This window comes from Enterococcus raffinosus (genome assembly GCF_019175485.1).
Lineage (GTDB): Bacteria > Bacillota > Bacilli > Lactobacillales > Enterococcaceae > Enterococcus_A > Enterococcus_A raffinosus.
In genome coordinates this window covers 1174827-1188152 of sequence record NZ_CP072888.1, presented here as the reverse complement: position 1 = coordinate 1188152, position 13326 = coordinate 1174827, and the positions used below count along the sequence as shown (strand labels likewise).

Genomic DNA, 13326 nt, shown 5'->3' with positions numbered 1-13326 from the left:
CATGTTAATAGAAAGTTGCCTATGAAAAACAGGATATAATACAGATATGATCAATTTCAATGTGTGATAAGACACCTCTTAAAATAACTAAATTTATTTTTAAGAATAACTAGTTCTCAACTTGTATTCGTTTAAAAGCTTTTATACATATCTATTTTCTCTTAATTCTATCTTCCGTATGTCCTCTATTGTTTGTGTTCCTGCCAATTGCATCACCATCTCCAATTCCTTCTTGAAAAAATCAAAGACTTGTTGTACACCAATGGAGCCACCAAGTGCTAAACCATAAATGACAGGACGACCTATCGCAACCAAATCAGCGCCAGATGCCAGCGCCTTGAAAACATGCTGACCGCGACGAATGCCGCTATCAAAAACAATGGGAGCTCTGCCTGCCACAGCGCCCGCTACATATTGTAAGGAATCAAAGGATGCTGGCCCTCCATCAAGCTGCCGACCTCCATGATTTGATACCCAAATGCCAGAAGCACCTGATCCAAGTGAACGTTCTACATCTTCTTCTGACTGAACGCCTTTTACATAGACAGGAAGTTTAGAATTCTGGGTGATAAATTCTACATCTTTCGCGCTAAGTTTTTGTTTTGATGAACCATATACAGCATCCATGGTTTGTCCGATTCCTGATTGATACGCTTGAACAATTGGCATTGCTAAAGGGAAAGTGAAGCCATTTCTCCGTTCTGTTTCACGATTTCCTCCCACGGTAGCATCCGCAGTCAGAACGATCGCCTTAGCGCCATTTCTTTTTGCCATATCTAAGATATCACGATTTATCCCATCGTCTTTACTCATATAGAATTGAAACCATTGAGGCGCTTCTTTTCCTCCAGCTTGTCGTATCTCCTCTAACGTACAGGAAGCATAAGAACTTGCTGTATAAATTGTACCAAAGCGAGCAACCCCCTTTGCAGAAGCCTTTTCTGCGGAAACATTAGCCAATCCATGAGCTGCAACAGGAGCCATAATTATCGGTGCTGCTAACTCAACATTATCAAACGTTGTCTTCGTATTAGGTAATTCCACGTCTCTTAATACATGCGGAATAATCAATTTATGATTAAAAGCCTTTTCATTTTCCTGATACGTAAAGATATCCCCTGCACCACTGCTGATATATCCATACCCGCCTCTAGGGATAACCTCTTTTGCAGCTTCTTCCAGGTCAAACATATTAATAAAATCGATGGCACCTTCTGCAGTGCTCGCCTGATAAATCTTTTCCATCTAAATCCCCACCTTCAATTTGATAACGTTTACAAATCCAATGTTACCCTTCTACTTAATTAGTGACAAATGATCTGTTTATCGATTATTTTTAGTAGTAATCTATAAAAATATTCTTTTCTATTGACGTTTTATTCCAGTGGAAACAAAAAAAGAACCCTAAAAAAGGATTCTTCTTAATTCATTTTATTCTTCTTCGGTCATGAAGGTATTGAAAACTTCTTCAATCATATCCCATTCAGCATCTGTTTCGATTTGCTGCAATTCGCCTTCGCTACCGTCTTCATTTTCAACATAAGCGTAAGCCTGCAATTCAACATCTTCGTCTTCAGGTGCTCCTGCGGGATAAAGTAATACATAATTGCGATTAAATTCTTCTTGTCCATCAATTGTCAAAAGAATTTCGTATAACGTTTCATTTCCTTCATCGTCAACTAAAGTAATTACTTCGTGTTCGTGGTCATGATCATGCTCGTGATCGTGGTCATGTGTATGTTCGTGTGCCATATCTATTCCTCTTTTCTAAAGTTTATTGCCAGTACGGTCAAGATAATTTTGTAAGATCATCACCGCTGCAAGTTTATCGATAACTTTTTTTCTTTTCGAACGCGACACGTCCGCTTGTTCGACTAACATCCGTTCAGCTTGCACTGTCGTCAGTCGTTCATCTTGAAACTCAACTGGTAAATCAAAAAGTTCTTTGATTTTTTCAGCATAGGTCATAGAAGCTTCTGCACGTGGACCAATTGAATTGTTCATATTTTTAGGGAGTCCTACTACAAATTTAGTAACCTGATATTCCTTGGCAAGCTCGCGTAAACGATCAAAGCCAAACTCCCCTTGCTCCTCATCAATACGGATGATTTCGACTCCTTGAGCCGTCCAGCCAAATGGATCGCTTACCGCAATTCCAACAGTTTTAGAGCCGACATCTAGTCCCATTATTCTCATCGAATATCAATACCGTGATCTTTTAGATAGTATTTTACCAAAACTTCCATGACTTCATCGCGCTCATGACGACGAATCAAGTTTCGTGCATCTTGATAACGAGGAATATACGCAGGATCTCCTGATAATAAATAGCCGACGATTTGGTTAATCGGGTTGTAGCCTTTTTCAGCTAAAGCATTGTAGACAATCGTTAACGTTTCACTAATTTCTTTCTTACGATTATCATCAAAATCAAAACGGACTGTTTCATCTGTGTATCCCATTTTCTCACACCTCTCCTTGGAATTATCAACAATTATATTCTACTAAAAGAAGACAAAACTTACAAACTTTGCAAGTTGCCAATCTATTGGCTTTAGAAAATCTTCCAAATTATTATAACATGCTTTCCTCTAGTGTATGTCTTTTTTTATAAGCATCTTTTTTTCTTTTAAGGATAATGCTCGTTATACTGAAATTATAACTTGTTTTACTAAATACATTTCTTGCTTAAAAAAACAAAGGAGGCTCTACTATGTCCAATAGATTTTTTAAATTACTTGCCTGTATCATTGGTGTAGAATTAATCGGATCAATCTCTGGTTTCTTTGCTGGCGATATCCCTGCAATCTACGCTCAGCTAAACAAACCATTTTTAGCACCCCCGGGCAGCATCGTAGGAACGATTTGGATTATCCTTTATGCTCTAATTGGTTTGGCATTATTCTTGGTGATCGATAGTAAGGAAGCAAAAGGCAAAACTCTTTCTTATATTCTCTTTGGCATCCAATTAGTACTTAACTTTATTTGGAGTATCATTTTCTTTGGAGGTTCACATTTCTGGATCGCCTCCTTCATCAGTTTGTTTCTACTAATTAGTATCATTTTTAGCATTCGTGAATTTCGAGGAATTTCTACAGGAGCAGCGATTTGTTTTGTTCCTTACCTTATTTGGATTATTTATGCTACCTACCTTTCATTTGGATTAGCGTTTTTAAACTAGTCAAAAGACATCAGCTCTCTGATGTCTTTTTATTAGCTTTGATCATTTCATTTTCTTTCCGTCAGTCAATAGGACACTTCTTTTCTCTCCGATTTGACCTTTCCATAAAGCGCTTGCTATACTTTTAGACAGGAATCTATTGGAAAGGAGCCGCTTTTGAAGACAATTGTTGAGATTATTGAAAAATCAAAAGAAGAAACAGCCAATTTTAAAGTTCATGAAGTAACAAAATCCCTTCAAAATGTGCTTTCTATTCTCAAGAACGAAAAACTTTTTTTAGTTGGTGAGGAAAATGGTGCTCATTACAAAGTGCCATACTCAAATGTTTTTTATATAGAAGTTGTCGATAAGAAAAGCTTTATTTATACGCAAGACAAGGTCTACCAAAGTGCTGAAAAGCTTTATCAGCTGGAGGAAAAGCTTTTGCCCCACAAATTTATCCGAATCGGAAAATCAATGTTACTAAATATCGAAGTCATTCAATCTGTATCACCTACTTTGAGTGGCCGCTTTGAAGCAACTCTTGTTAACGATGAACGCGTTGCTGTATCGAGAAAATATGTTCCTGAACTAAAAAAAGCCTTAGGAATGAGGAAACGGATATGAGAGTAATCGACTATTTCAAAAGTGTTTTCCGATTGTCATCTATGATTTTTACGTTACTAGTCCTTGTAAACTTGGCAATCAATAAGCAAACGCTCTTTGAAATCATAGAATACATGCTGATCGTCTCATTAATATCTGGATTACTGCGTTTCATTATTGAAGACAAGGAAACCTACTCTAATCGTCGTATTATTTTAAATCAACTGCTCTATATCGGATTGATTTTCCTACAAATTATCATTGGCGATATTGGGTATGGTTGGAATTTAGGAATGATTGGACTAATGCAAAATTTTGGGATCACTCTATTAATTTACGCTTTCATTAAATTTTTCATCTACAGTAATGACAAGAAGGAAGCAGCCGAGATCAATCAGCTAATTCAGCGAAAAAGGAAGCAAAATAACTAAGTGAATGCCTAAAATACAATTCTCTGCCGATTGGAATAGCCAATCGGCATTTTTCATGCTCACCTCGCAACGACAATCAATCGCTTGCTCTCTAAATCATAAAGGGCTTGATCATAATCTCCAAATATTCGTACATCTTTATATCCAGCTAAACTAAGCAATCGACGGTACTCATCATCAAGAATTATCTTATATACAATGTCATATTGGTTGCTTTCCAGACGCTCTGTCGAATGATACAGATCTAAAACATGGATGGTTTGGAATGCTCCATCCTGTTCCTTAACAAATACACGAGAGAAATTTGGCTTATTCACTACTACTTCAATTGCTGGCAAACTTAAATTATGATGTGTTGTCCCTTGTGTCAAAATAAGTATCCCATCGTCTTTCATCCTTGCTTTCATTGATTTTAGAGCAGTAACCAGATCTTTTTCCGTGTGCAAGTGAGGCAAAGAAGTCGTTAAGCAGACGATTGCATCAAATTTCTTTTGATACGCTTTCTCTAAATACCTAAAATCACATTGTTTAAGTGGTACCTCTATCCCTTTTTCACTTAAATTTTTAGCAGCAATTTCTAACATAGATGCTGAGTAATCCGATCCAGCGACATCTAAGCCCATCTCTGAAAACATATAAAGATGCTGTCCTGTTCCACATGCGCAATCCAACACACTTTCCACTTTCTCTTTCGAAAAGACGGATTGAAAAAACTCCTTCTCTGTGCCAAGATATTCCTCAATACTGCCAAACTCATCATAATCATAAGCGAATTGTTGATATCTATCTTTCATCTTTCACACCTCACAAGTCTTTACTTCCATTATATCAAAATGATTTTACTAGGCATTTTTTATTGAAGACCGGCAAAAAAATAGGGGAACATTCACCTTAGTTCGAGTTAACAACCACTTAGAGAAATTCCATTGTTTCAGCCAAAAAAGTTGCTTATAGTGGGTTTATTAAGAAGAACAACGAGAGAAATATTAACTAGAAAGCCTAATGGTAATAAGTCAAGATAGAAATTTAAAAAAATGAGTTAGATTTTCAAAGATTAGACCGCACTGAACTAGACCCGACGAAAATTCAAATTTTTTCGGGCTGATTACGAGGTTTTGTGCAAATAACTTTGCGTTATTTTTCTATCACCACCTTCGTTGGCTGATAGAGTTGACCGTTGCGTAGTAGCACATCGATCAAGCGCACAAATTTTCTTCCGGTTAAGACGAGCGCTCGCTTATGTTTGTGTTTAGGTACTTCATTTTTCTTTTTTTGGTAGTACTCTTTAAATTCTGGAAGCGTGATTCTTACTCGATTGGTGGCTTCAATTAAGTAGTAACGAAAATAGCGATTTCCAGAACGATTTAGTGGTGTGTTTTCAGATTGAGAGTTTCCCGATTGATTCTTAGTCCAAGTTAGACCCGCATACTTTGCTAATTTAGATTGATCGTCAAATCGTTCGATTTGACCAATCTCAGCGATTAAGCCTGCGGTATAAACAGGCCCTAAACCTGGGACGCTTAACAAGCATTGGGCCTCTGGAATTGTTTCAAGTAAGGCAGTAATGGCTTTTTCGATTTCTTTAATCTGTTTTTTTAGAAATTTGATTTCATTGGCTATTATTCCTAACACAAGATCAATAGAGTTCTTGGTTACTTTACCTAAACGATAAGAACTACGAACAGCTTTTTTAATACTTTTGACAAGTTGCTCTGGATTTTTGAATCGACCTTTTCCTAGCTTTTGAAGTAATTCGGCTGCTTCTTCCAAAGGCATTTCTGAAAATTCGTCTAAGGTAATGTCCTCTGTTAGGAGGTTCATAATCGTAGTTCCGAATACGGAAGTTTTATTGTCTTCATTCGCAAGTTCTTTTGATAAGGTGTTACATTTATACGTTAGATTTTCTAAAAAATGTTGTTTGGCTTCTACCATTTGAGTTACTAATTGATAACGAGATCTTGTCAATCGTTGAAGACCAACATAGATTTCTTCTTTAATAGGAGATAGTGTATGAAGATCTACTCGCAGATAATCGGCTATGATCCGTGCATCAATTTTATCTGTTTTATCCTGATCAAACATTCTTGAATACTGTTTGATTCTATAAGGATTTTCTACAGTAACTTCGACAGGTAACTGCTTTAAATCTTCATCTAAGTAGAAAAACATTGATGGATGAAAACTGTAGACAGAGGTTGATTCCATGCCTATGACAATTCGACTGAAATCGCAGGTTTCTTGGTAATTCAGAATTTTTTGTTTGATTTCACTAGCTCCGATCAAATCGTTGCTAAGTGAATCTTCAAATAGAATTTCTTTTGAATCTGTTAAAAAACAAGTATCTAATTTTTGAGAGCTAACATCTAAACCGATAAATAATTTCATGGAAGGGCCTCCTTTCGTAAATTATTTGGAAATACTTAGCTATTGAAGTTTATCCCTGAACCTTACTGGATAACCGCAGTCTCGCTTAATAGTACTCAATTGTTTACTTTCTAAAAGCCACTCTATTTCCTACTAGAAATAGTATAAAAAGTAAACGGTACAGCTAATGGGTTTGAGGCATGATAACCAATAAGTCGGGATGCAGGCTTTCTGCTGTAGTCATAGCTACAAAGGAAAATAGCAGTGTTTCGATAGACCATTTCCACAAGTCTATTATTCAGGAACAAAAGTCAATAGCCAAGGTTTTAAAGTTATTTAATAAGGAATAACCCGAAAGGGTGACTGGAACGATGAAAATCGTTTCAAAATATATATTACGAGAGGGAACTAAAATGAATGAACTCGTAACAATATCAAACCTAGCTAAATCTTATAATCATCAAGAAGTTTTAAATAATATTTCATTTTCAATAAAAGAAGGAGAGTTGTTTTCTGTCTTAGGTCCAAATGGGGCAGGAAAATCAACTTTGATTTCTTTGATTCTAGGATTAGCCAAGGCAGATGCTGGTGAAATTCTATTTGAAGGAAAAGCTTTAGAAACACAATCCACTGAGCATAAATCAATGATCTCCGTTGTTTTCCAAAACAGTATCTTAGATCCAGATTTATCAGTGAAAGAAAACTTATTTATTCGGGCATACTTTTACACTAATAATTGGAAAGAAGCCAAGCAATTAGCCAAAGAAAAACTAGCGGATGTCCAAGGCGAACATCTCTTAAATAAACGATATGGTGTTCTATCAGGCGGAGAAAAGAGAAAGGTTGATATCGCAAGAGCTTTGCTTAACACACCGAAATTATTGTTCTTAGATGAACCAACTACCGGACTAGACATTGGTTCACGATCAGACATGTGGCGATTGATTCATCAATTAAAATCAAAATATCACATGACCGTTGTATTAACTACTCACTACATGGAAGAGGCTCGAGATTCAGATAATATTTTGATGCTAGATAATGGGAAAATTATGGCGTATGACGCCCCAGAGAATTTGAAGAAAAACTATCAGTGCTTGACACTGGAGGATGTCTTTTTGACGATTATGGAAAAAGGGAGAGAGAATTATGAATGCATTAGTATATAGAGGATTGTTGCTATTTTTCAAAAACAAACAGGCGGTGATTGGTTCGTTTATCGGAGCATTGATTATGATTATCCTTTACGTTTTCTTGCTAGGCGACAGTTTAGTTGATTCCTTATCTGCCCTTTCGCATCCGAAACTTGTAATTGACACTTGGATGCTTGCTGGTGTGATCGGTATTGCATCAGCAAGTTCTACTCTTGGTTCAGTCAGCCTAATGATTAGAGACAAGGAGCGAAATGTTTATACTGACTTTATGATCTCTCCGATTTCTAAAAGTAAAATTATGTTGGGTTATTTTTTTAGTACCTTCTTGATTTCACTGTTGATTACTTTTATCGTGATTCTTGTAGCAGAAATCTACATTGTGGTTCTTTCGAATGGTGACTTTCTCACTTTGCCACAGTTGGGCCTATTATTCATTGTTAGTTTATTGACAGTTTTTTGTTCTTCAGCCTTTATGTTTTTCATTGCGAGCTTTTTTAGACGAATTGATACCTTCTCCACTATGACTTCTGTGATCGGTCCTTTCATTGGTTTTTTGACCGGTTGCTATGTTCCGATAGGAAGTCTGCCTGACAATGTGCAGACAATAGTAGAATATTTTCCTTTAACTAGCGGCATCGTATTAATCCGCCGTATCTTAACGGCAAACGTATTTACTGCTGCAGATGAACCAATTGCGACAGTAATTAAAGAAGAATTAGGAATTTTATTAAATGGTCAAGAGAGTATCATTCTTCCTATCGCTATTCTAGTGATCTCAAGCTGTATATTTTTAGCTATTGCCTTATGGAACGTCAAACGGATAGAAGTAAAGAGATAAACTATTAATTTAAAAGACCTCTTGAGGAAATCCTCAAGAGGTCTACGAGTTAGGATTAGTAAAGTTCTAAGTATTGATCACGTTCCCACTCTGAAACAGTTTGACGGAAGGCTGCCCATTCCATGCGTTTTGCTTCATTGAAGTTCGTGTAGATATGATTACCTAGAGCATCGATCATCGTTTGATCTTCACGCAATGCTTTGATTGCATTATGAATTGTAGAAGGTAAATCATATATTTCAGCTTCTTTACGCTCTTCTTCAGTCATTACATAAATGTTGCGGTCCACTGCTGCTGGTGGTGTCAATTCATTACGGATACCATCTAAACCAGCTTCTAATAAAACAGCCATAGTCAAATATGGATTTGCTGCTGGATCCACAGAGCGTAATTCTAAACGTGTAGACAAACCGCGAGATTCTGGAATACGAATCAATGGAGAACGATTGCGTCCGCTCCAAGCTACATACACAGGAGCTTCAAAACCAGGAACTAATCGTTTGTAAGAATTCACGATCGGGTTACATACTGCCGTATATGCACGCGCGTGCTTCAAAAGACCAGCTAAAAATTGATAAGCTGTTTTGCTCAGTTTCATTGGACCATCTTCGTCGTAGAACACGTTGCCTTCATCATTAAACAGTGACATATTGCAATGCATTCCTGAACCGTTGATTCCGTAAAGAGGTTTAGGCATGAACGTTGCGTGCAAGCCGTGTTTACGTGCAATTGTTTTTACAACTAATTTGAAGGTTTGAATGTTATCGCATGCTTCAATCGCATTTGCGTATTTGAAGTCAATTTCATGCTGACCAGGAGCAACTTCATGGTGAGAAGCTTCTACTTCAAAGCCTAAGCTTTCAAGTTCTAGTACGATATCGCGACGACAATTTTCACCTAAATCAGTTGGTGCAAAATCAAAGTATCCGCCCTTGTCATTCAAGTCTAATGTTGGATCGCCATTTTCATCCATTTTGAATAAGAAGAATTCTGGTTCTGGTCCTAAGTTGAATGAAGTATAGCCGAACTCTTCCATTCCCTTCAGTACACGTTTCAAGTTTCCACGAGGATCTCCTGGGAACGGTGTACCATCAGGACTATAAATATCACAGATTAAGCGTCCTACTTTGCCATGATCGCTTTCCCATGGGAAAATCATCCAAGTAGACAAATCTGGATATAGATACATATCACTTTCTTCAATACGGACAAACCCTTCAATAGATGAACCGTCGAACATCATTTTGTTATCTAGGACTTTTTCCATTTGGCTAACTGGTACTTCAACATTTTTGATAGTCCCCATAATGTCTGTAAACATCAGACGTAAAAAACGGACGTTTTCTTCTTCGACAATTCTTGTAATATCCTCTTTACTTAGATCTCTTTTCGGCATAATATCTAATCCCTTCCTCGCACTTCATTTTTTTATATTCCACAATCACTACAGCTTTGGACCTTGTGATTGATATGGATTTTGTTGCTGGAATCCACCTTGTGTCAACATTTCGTCATAAAAAATACGGCGAACATCCTTATCAGTCAATGGCGGTTTTTCTTTAGCCGCTTTCACTTCTTCTTGACGCATTTGATAGACTCGTTTGATTCCTGCCATATTTAGGCCATCGGATAGATAGTCCTTGATTTCTAGCAATACATCAATGTCATTTAGAGAATACATCCTACGGTTACCTTCACTTCGTTCCGGATGGATCAGTTCTTGCTCCTCATAGTACCGAATCTGTCGCGCAGTCAAATCCGTCAACTTCATAACTGTACCAATTGGAAAAACAGCAAGTGAACGACGCAATTCTTTTTCCCGCATAACATCTCCTCCTTGTTTTTTGATGTTGAAAAAAGGATACCATCCGTTAGACCAATCGTCAAGTCTTTATGTCACATTTTCTTACATATAAATTCCGAACGTTCGTTTTTATCAAAGAAAGCTTATTGTATCAAGGGTTGATTGGTTCAAAGAAATTGATATACTGGAGAAAAAAGACAGGAAGATGGAAGATTGTTTAAATTTGAAATTGGTCAAACCGTTGAACTAAAAAGGCCTCACCCAATGGCTGGGTTGATTGGAGTCGTTAGAGCTTCTTATGAAGAGAATCGTACCTATCTTGTGTATTTCAACCATGATTATCAATTAATCCTCCACGAAAATCAGCTTGAAATAAAAAAATCCGAAGTTCAACAACTTCGGATTTTAACTATTATGAATAATAAACTTCATTTACAGCGTTTGCTACCGCAACTTTAACATGTTCAAAGGTCAAGCCCCCCTGAAGATAGAGAGAATAAGGTTCTCTCAATGGACCGTCCGCACTGAGTTCAATACTTGCCCCTTGAATAAAGGTTCCTGCTGCCATAATGATATCATCTTCATAGCCAGCCATGTAAGATGGGATTGGGGCCACATACGCATCAATCGGAGAATATTTTTGAATCGCTTGACAAAACTGAATCATTTTCTCTCGATCTCGAAAGTCGATCAACTGAATCAAATCTGTTCGCGGCTGATCCCACTTGGGTGTAGATTCTAAATTGTACTCGGCCAACAAAGCAGAAGAGAAAATCGCACCTTGAATCGCTTGGCTTACTACATGAGGTGCCAAGAAGAAGCCCTGCAGCATGTCAAAGACACTCCCTAACATCGCGCCACCTTCCGCTCCAACTCCAGGCGTGGTTAAGCGATAAGCACATCGCTCAATCAACTCTTGTTTCCCAACAATATAGCCGCCAGTTTTGGCAATCCCTCCACCGGGATTTTTGATTAAGGAGCCCGCCATCAAATCCGCCCCGACTTGAGTCGGCTCCATTAGTTCTGCAAATTCACCGTAACAATTATCTACAAAAATAACAACGTTTGGAGCAATCGATTTAACAAAATCACACATTTCTTTGATTTTTTCAATCGTAAAAGAAGGTCGGGACGCATAGCCACGAGATCTTTGAATTGCCACTACTTTGGTCTTATCTGTTATCTTTTCCTTGATTTTATCAAAGTCGACGTTTCCATCCGGCAAAAGATTCACTTCATCGTAACCAATGTTGTATTCTTTGAAAGATCCAATACCATTTCCTTGTATTCCGATCACTTCTAGCAAAGTATCATAAGGTGTCCCAGTAATATAAAGCAGATCTTCACCTGGACGTAGCACACCAAACAATGATGTCGCAATGGCGTGTGTTCCTGAGACAATTTGAGGTCGTACTAATGCAGCCTCTGCTCCGAAAGTCTGAGCATAAACTGTTTCTAATACATCCCTGCCCTGATCGTCATTCCCATAGCCTGTTGAGGGTAAAAAATGACTTTCCGAAACATGGTTTTCTCGAAACGCAGTCAATACCTTCGCCTGATTTGATAACGCAACCTCTCTTATTTCCTGCAACCGCTTTGCAATCTTTTGATCAACCTGATCAATTATTTCAACCAACTCAGGTGCTAGGTTAGTCGTCCAATCCATCGTCCATTCTCCTAATCCAAAGAGATTTTTTCTTAGCAAATCCCCGTACAATATATTGTTCTTTTTCTTCATCAAAGCGCTCGCTCAACACAAGCGTTTCCCTTTTCATCTCATTCAAAGCCTGTCCTTCATCGGTATTTAAAGTCACTAAATAGGGCTCCAACAAGTTCATGATTTCTCGCTTGATGGCCTCTGCCAAGAGGTCTTTTCCCTTATTTGTTTTCGCAGAAATCAAAACACTTGGAAACAAGGTCGGTGCAAAGCTGAATTCATCAATTCGATCAGCTTTGTTATAGATAGTTAGCATTGGAATGTCGTCCATTTCCAGTTCCTTTAACAGTTCAATCACTGTCTTTTCCTGCTGCTGTCGATCCTCCGCACTTGCGTCTACAATATGAAGCAAAAGATCCATCCCTTTGCTTTCCTCTAATGTTGATTGAAAGGCATCAACCAATTGTGTAGGTAAATCCTGAATAAATCCAACTGTGTCTGTGATGGTCGTTTCCATTCCTTGTGGTAAATGCCATCGCTTAGTCAAAGGATCTAATGTCGCGAATAACTGATCTTCAGAATACGTGTCCGCATTCGTTAATAAATTCAGAATCGTTGATTTTCCAGCATTCGTATACCCAATCAAGCCCATTTGAAAAATACTTGATTGTTGCCGTTTTTGACGATTGCGCTCACGGTGTGCCTCGACTTCTTTCAATTCTTTTTTGATTGCTGAAATACGACGTCGAATATGACGTCGGTCTGTTTCCAATTTTGTTTCACCTGGACCGCGGGTACCAATCCCACCACCAAGTCGAGATAAGCTTTGACCTTGTCCAACCAACCTGGGTAATAGGTAATCCAACTGTGCAAGCTCTACTTGCAGCTTTCCTTCTTTTGAGCGGGCACGCTGCGCAAAGATATCTAATATCAATTGGATTCGATCAATCACTGGAACACCCACCTGAGCTTCAATAGTTTGGCTTTGGCGTGGTGAGAGGGCATGGTTAAATATCACCAAATCAGCTTCGTGTACATCGACAAGCTGAGCCAATTCCTCTACTTTCCCTTTTCCGATAATCGTTTGACGATCTACTCGAGGGCGCTTTTGTGTTAATGAAAAAACTATCTCGCCATGAGCCGTCTTGGTTAGTCCGGCCAACTCATGCATCGATTCTAAATAATTATATTTACTTTCGTCTGTCTCGACGCCGACTAATATGACTCTTTCTGACAATCCGTTTCCTCCTAATTTCATTAATAACGTTTCCGCTTCATAATGAATACTATTGTTTTACGCTGTGCACCTGTC

Annotated in this window: 16 protein-coding genes; 6 read left to right on the top strand and 10 right to left on the bottom strand. The window is 38.0% G+C overall.

Going from position 1 to position 13326, the window contains the following annotated elements:
• Positions 1 to 141 precede the first annotated feature (141 nt).
• From J9537_RS05840 to J9537_RS05825, 4 genes are all read right to left on the bottom strand, one after another.
• A complete protein-coding gene (locus J9537_RS05840) occupies positions 142 to 1245 on the bottom strand; it encodes an alpha-hydroxy-acid oxidizing protein (RefSeq protein ID WP_218257063.1) in 1104 nt (367 codons plus the stop codon).
• Positions 1246 to 1431: 186 nt separating this feature from the next.
• Entirely contained in the window at positions 1432 to 1752 is a 321-nt protein-coding gene (locus J9537_RS05835) for a DUF1292 domain-containing protein (RefSeq protein ID WP_218257062.1), read from the bottom strand.
• Between the two features lie 15 nt (positions 1753 to 1767).
• Positions 1768 to 2196: a Holliday junction resolvase RuvX gene (gene ruvX / locus J9537_RS05830; protein ID WP_218257061.1), complete on the bottom strand. Its 429-nt coding sequence runs from the start codon at positions 2194 to 2196 to the stop codon at positions 1768 to 1770.
• Positions 2193 to 2462: an IreB family regulatory phosphoprotein gene (locus J9537_RS05825; protein WP_010739601.1), complete on the bottom strand. Its 270-nt coding sequence runs from the start codon at positions 2460 to 2462 to the stop codon at positions 2193 to 2195. Before J9537_RS05825 ends, ruvX begins: the two co-directional genes overlap by 4 nt.
• Before the next feature lie 251 nt (positions 2463 to 2713).
• On the opposite strand from J9537_RS05825, the gene J9537_RS05820 reads away from it, so the two are divergent.
• From J9537_RS05820 to J9537_RS05810, 3 genes are all read left to right on the top strand, one after another.
• On the top strand, positions 2714 to 3181 hold the full coding sequence (locus tag J9537_RS05820; RefSeq protein ID WP_218257060.1) for a TspO/MBR family protein: 468 nt from the start codon (positions 2714 to 2716) through the stop codon (positions 3179 to 3181).
• A gap of 156 nt (positions 3182 to 3337) precedes the next feature.
• Positions 3338 to 3787, top strand: coding sequence for a LytTR family DNA-binding domain-containing protein (locus J9537_RS05815; RefSeq protein ID WP_218257059.1), 450 nt, complete (start codon positions 3338 to 3340; stop codon positions 3785 to 3787).
• Positions 3784 to 4197, top strand: a complete 414-nt coding sequence (locus tag J9537_RS05810) for a DUF3021 family protein (protein WP_218257058.1) — start codon at positions 3784 to 3786, stop codon at positions 4195 to 4197. The genes J9537_RS05815 and J9537_RS05810 overlap by 4 nt, the downstream gene beginning before the upstream one ends.
• 59 nt (positions 4198 to 4256) lie before the next feature.
• Here the strand turns inward: J9537_RS05810 and J9537_RS05805 are convergent, their stop codons facing one another.
• Positions 4257 to 4991 (bottom strand): class I SAM-dependent methyltransferase, encoded by a 735-nt coding sequence (locus J9537_RS05805; RefSeq protein WP_218257057.1) that lies wholly within the window; start codon positions 4989 to 4991, stop codon positions 4257 to 4259.
• 340 nt (positions 4992 to 5331) lie between these two features.
• Complete coding sequence (locus J9537_RS05800; protein WP_028020802.1) at positions 5332 to 6582, bottom strand: IS110 family RNA-guided transposase; 1251 nt, start codon at positions 6580 to 6582, stop codon at positions 5332 to 5334.
• Between the two features lie 392 nt (positions 6583 to 6974).
• On the opposite strand from J9537_RS05800, the gene J9537_RS05795 reads away from it, so the two are divergent.
• A complete protein-coding gene (locus J9537_RS05795) occupies positions 6975 to 7730 on the top strand; it encodes an ABC transporter ATP-binding protein (protein WP_218257056.1) in 756 nt (251 codons plus the stop codon).
• On the top strand, positions 7711 to 8553 hold the full coding sequence (locus J9537_RS05790; protein ID WP_218257055.1) for an ABC transporter permease: 843 nt from the start codon (positions 7711 to 7713) through the stop codon (positions 8551 to 8553). The genes J9537_RS05795 and J9537_RS05790 overlap by 20 nt, the downstream gene beginning before the upstream one ends.
• A 55-nt stretch (positions 8554 to 8608) precedes the next feature.
• Here J9537_RS05790 and glnA read toward each other — a convergent pair whose 3' ends face one another.
• Positions 8609 to 9949 (bottom strand): type I glutamate--ammonia ligase, encoded by a 1341-nt coding sequence (glnA, locus tag J9537_RS05785; protein ID WP_010744472.1) that lies wholly within the window; start codon positions 9947 to 9949, stop codon positions 8609 to 8611.
• A gap of 48 nt (positions 9950 to 9997) precedes the next feature.
• Positions 9998 to 10378, bottom strand: coding sequence for a MerR family transcriptional regulator (locus tag J9537_RS05780; RefSeq protein ID WP_010744471.1), 381 nt, complete (start codon positions 10376 to 10378; stop codon positions 9998 to 10000).
• A gap of 192 nt (positions 10379 to 10570) precedes the next feature.
• On the opposite strand from J9537_RS05780, the gene J9537_RS05775 reads away from it, so the two are divergent.
• Positions 10571 to 10816 (top strand): hypothetical protein, encoded by a 246-nt coding sequence (locus J9537_RS05775; RefSeq protein WP_218257370.1) that lies wholly within the window; start codon positions 10571 to 10573, stop codon positions 10814 to 10816.
• Here J9537_RS05775 and J9537_RS05770 read toward each other — a convergent pair.
• Both J9537_RS05770 and hflX read right to left on the bottom strand, forming a co-directional pair.
• A complete protein-coding gene (locus J9537_RS05770; protein WP_218257054.1) occupies positions 10770 to 12023 on the bottom strand; it encodes a methionine gamma-lyase family protein in 1254 nt (417 codons plus the stop codon). The two genes, J9537_RS05775 and J9537_RS05770, sit on opposite strands and share 47 nt — an antisense overlap.
• Positions 12007 to 13251, bottom strand: coding sequence for a GTPase HflX (hflX, locus tag J9537_RS05765; protein WP_218257053.1), 1245 nt, complete (start codon positions 13249 to 13251; stop codon positions 12007 to 12009). The genes J9537_RS05770 and hflX overlap by 17 nt, the downstream gene beginning before the upstream one ends.
• Positions 13252 to 13326 lie beyond the last annotated feature (75 nt).

Bases quoted from the DNA above. Each gene is read 5' to 3' on its own strand.
- J9537_RS05840 (WP_218257063.1), bottom strand. From the start codon at position 1,245: ATGGAAAAGATTTATCAGGCGAGCACTGCAGAAGGTGCCATCGATTTT.
- J9537_RS05835 (WP_218257062.1), bottom strand. From the start codon at position 1,752: ATGGCACACGAACATACACATGACCACGATCACGAGCATGATCATGAC.
- ruvX (WP_218257061.1), bottom strand. From the start codon at position 2,196: ATGAGAATAATGGGACTAGATGTCGGCTCTAAAACTGTTGGAATTGCG.
- J9537_RS05825 (WP_010739601.1), bottom strand. From the start codon at position 2,462: ATGGGATACACAGATGAAACAGTCCGTTTTGATTTTGATGATAATCGT.
- J9537_RS05820 (WP_218257060.1), top strand. From the start codon at position 2,714: ATGTCCAATAGATTTTTTAAATTACTTGCCTGTATCATTGGTGTAGAA.
- J9537_RS05810 (WP_218257058.1), top strand. From the start codon at position 3,784: ATGAGAGTAATCGACTATTTCAAAAGTGTTTTCCGATTGTCATCTATG.
- J9537_RS05805 (WP_218257057.1), bottom strand. From the start codon at position 4,991: ATGAAAGATAGATATCAACAATTCGCTTATGATTATGATGAGTTTGGC.
- J9537_RS05800 (WP_028020802.1), bottom strand. From the start codon at position 6,582: ATGAAATTATTTATCGGTTTAGATGTTAGCTCTCAAAAATTAGATACT.
- J9537_RS05795 (WP_218257056.1), top strand. From the start codon at position 6,975: ATGAATGAACTCGTAACAATATCAAACCTAGCTAAATCTTATAATCAT.
- J9537_RS05790 (WP_218257055.1), top strand. From the start codon at position 7,711: ATGAATGCATTAGTATATAGAGGATTGTTGCTATTTTTCAAAAACAAA.
- glnA (WP_010744472.1), bottom strand. From the start codon at position 9,949: ATGCCGAAAAGAGATCTAAGTAAAGAGGATATTACAAGAATTGTCGAA.
- J9537_RS05780 (WP_010744471.1), bottom strand. From the start codon at position 10,378: ATGCGGGAAAAAGAATTGCGTCGTTCACTTGCTGTTTTTCCAATTGGT.
- J9537_RS05770 (WP_218257054.1), bottom strand. From the start codon at position 12,023: ATGGATTGGACGACTAACCTAGCACCTGAGTTGGTTGAAATAATTGAT.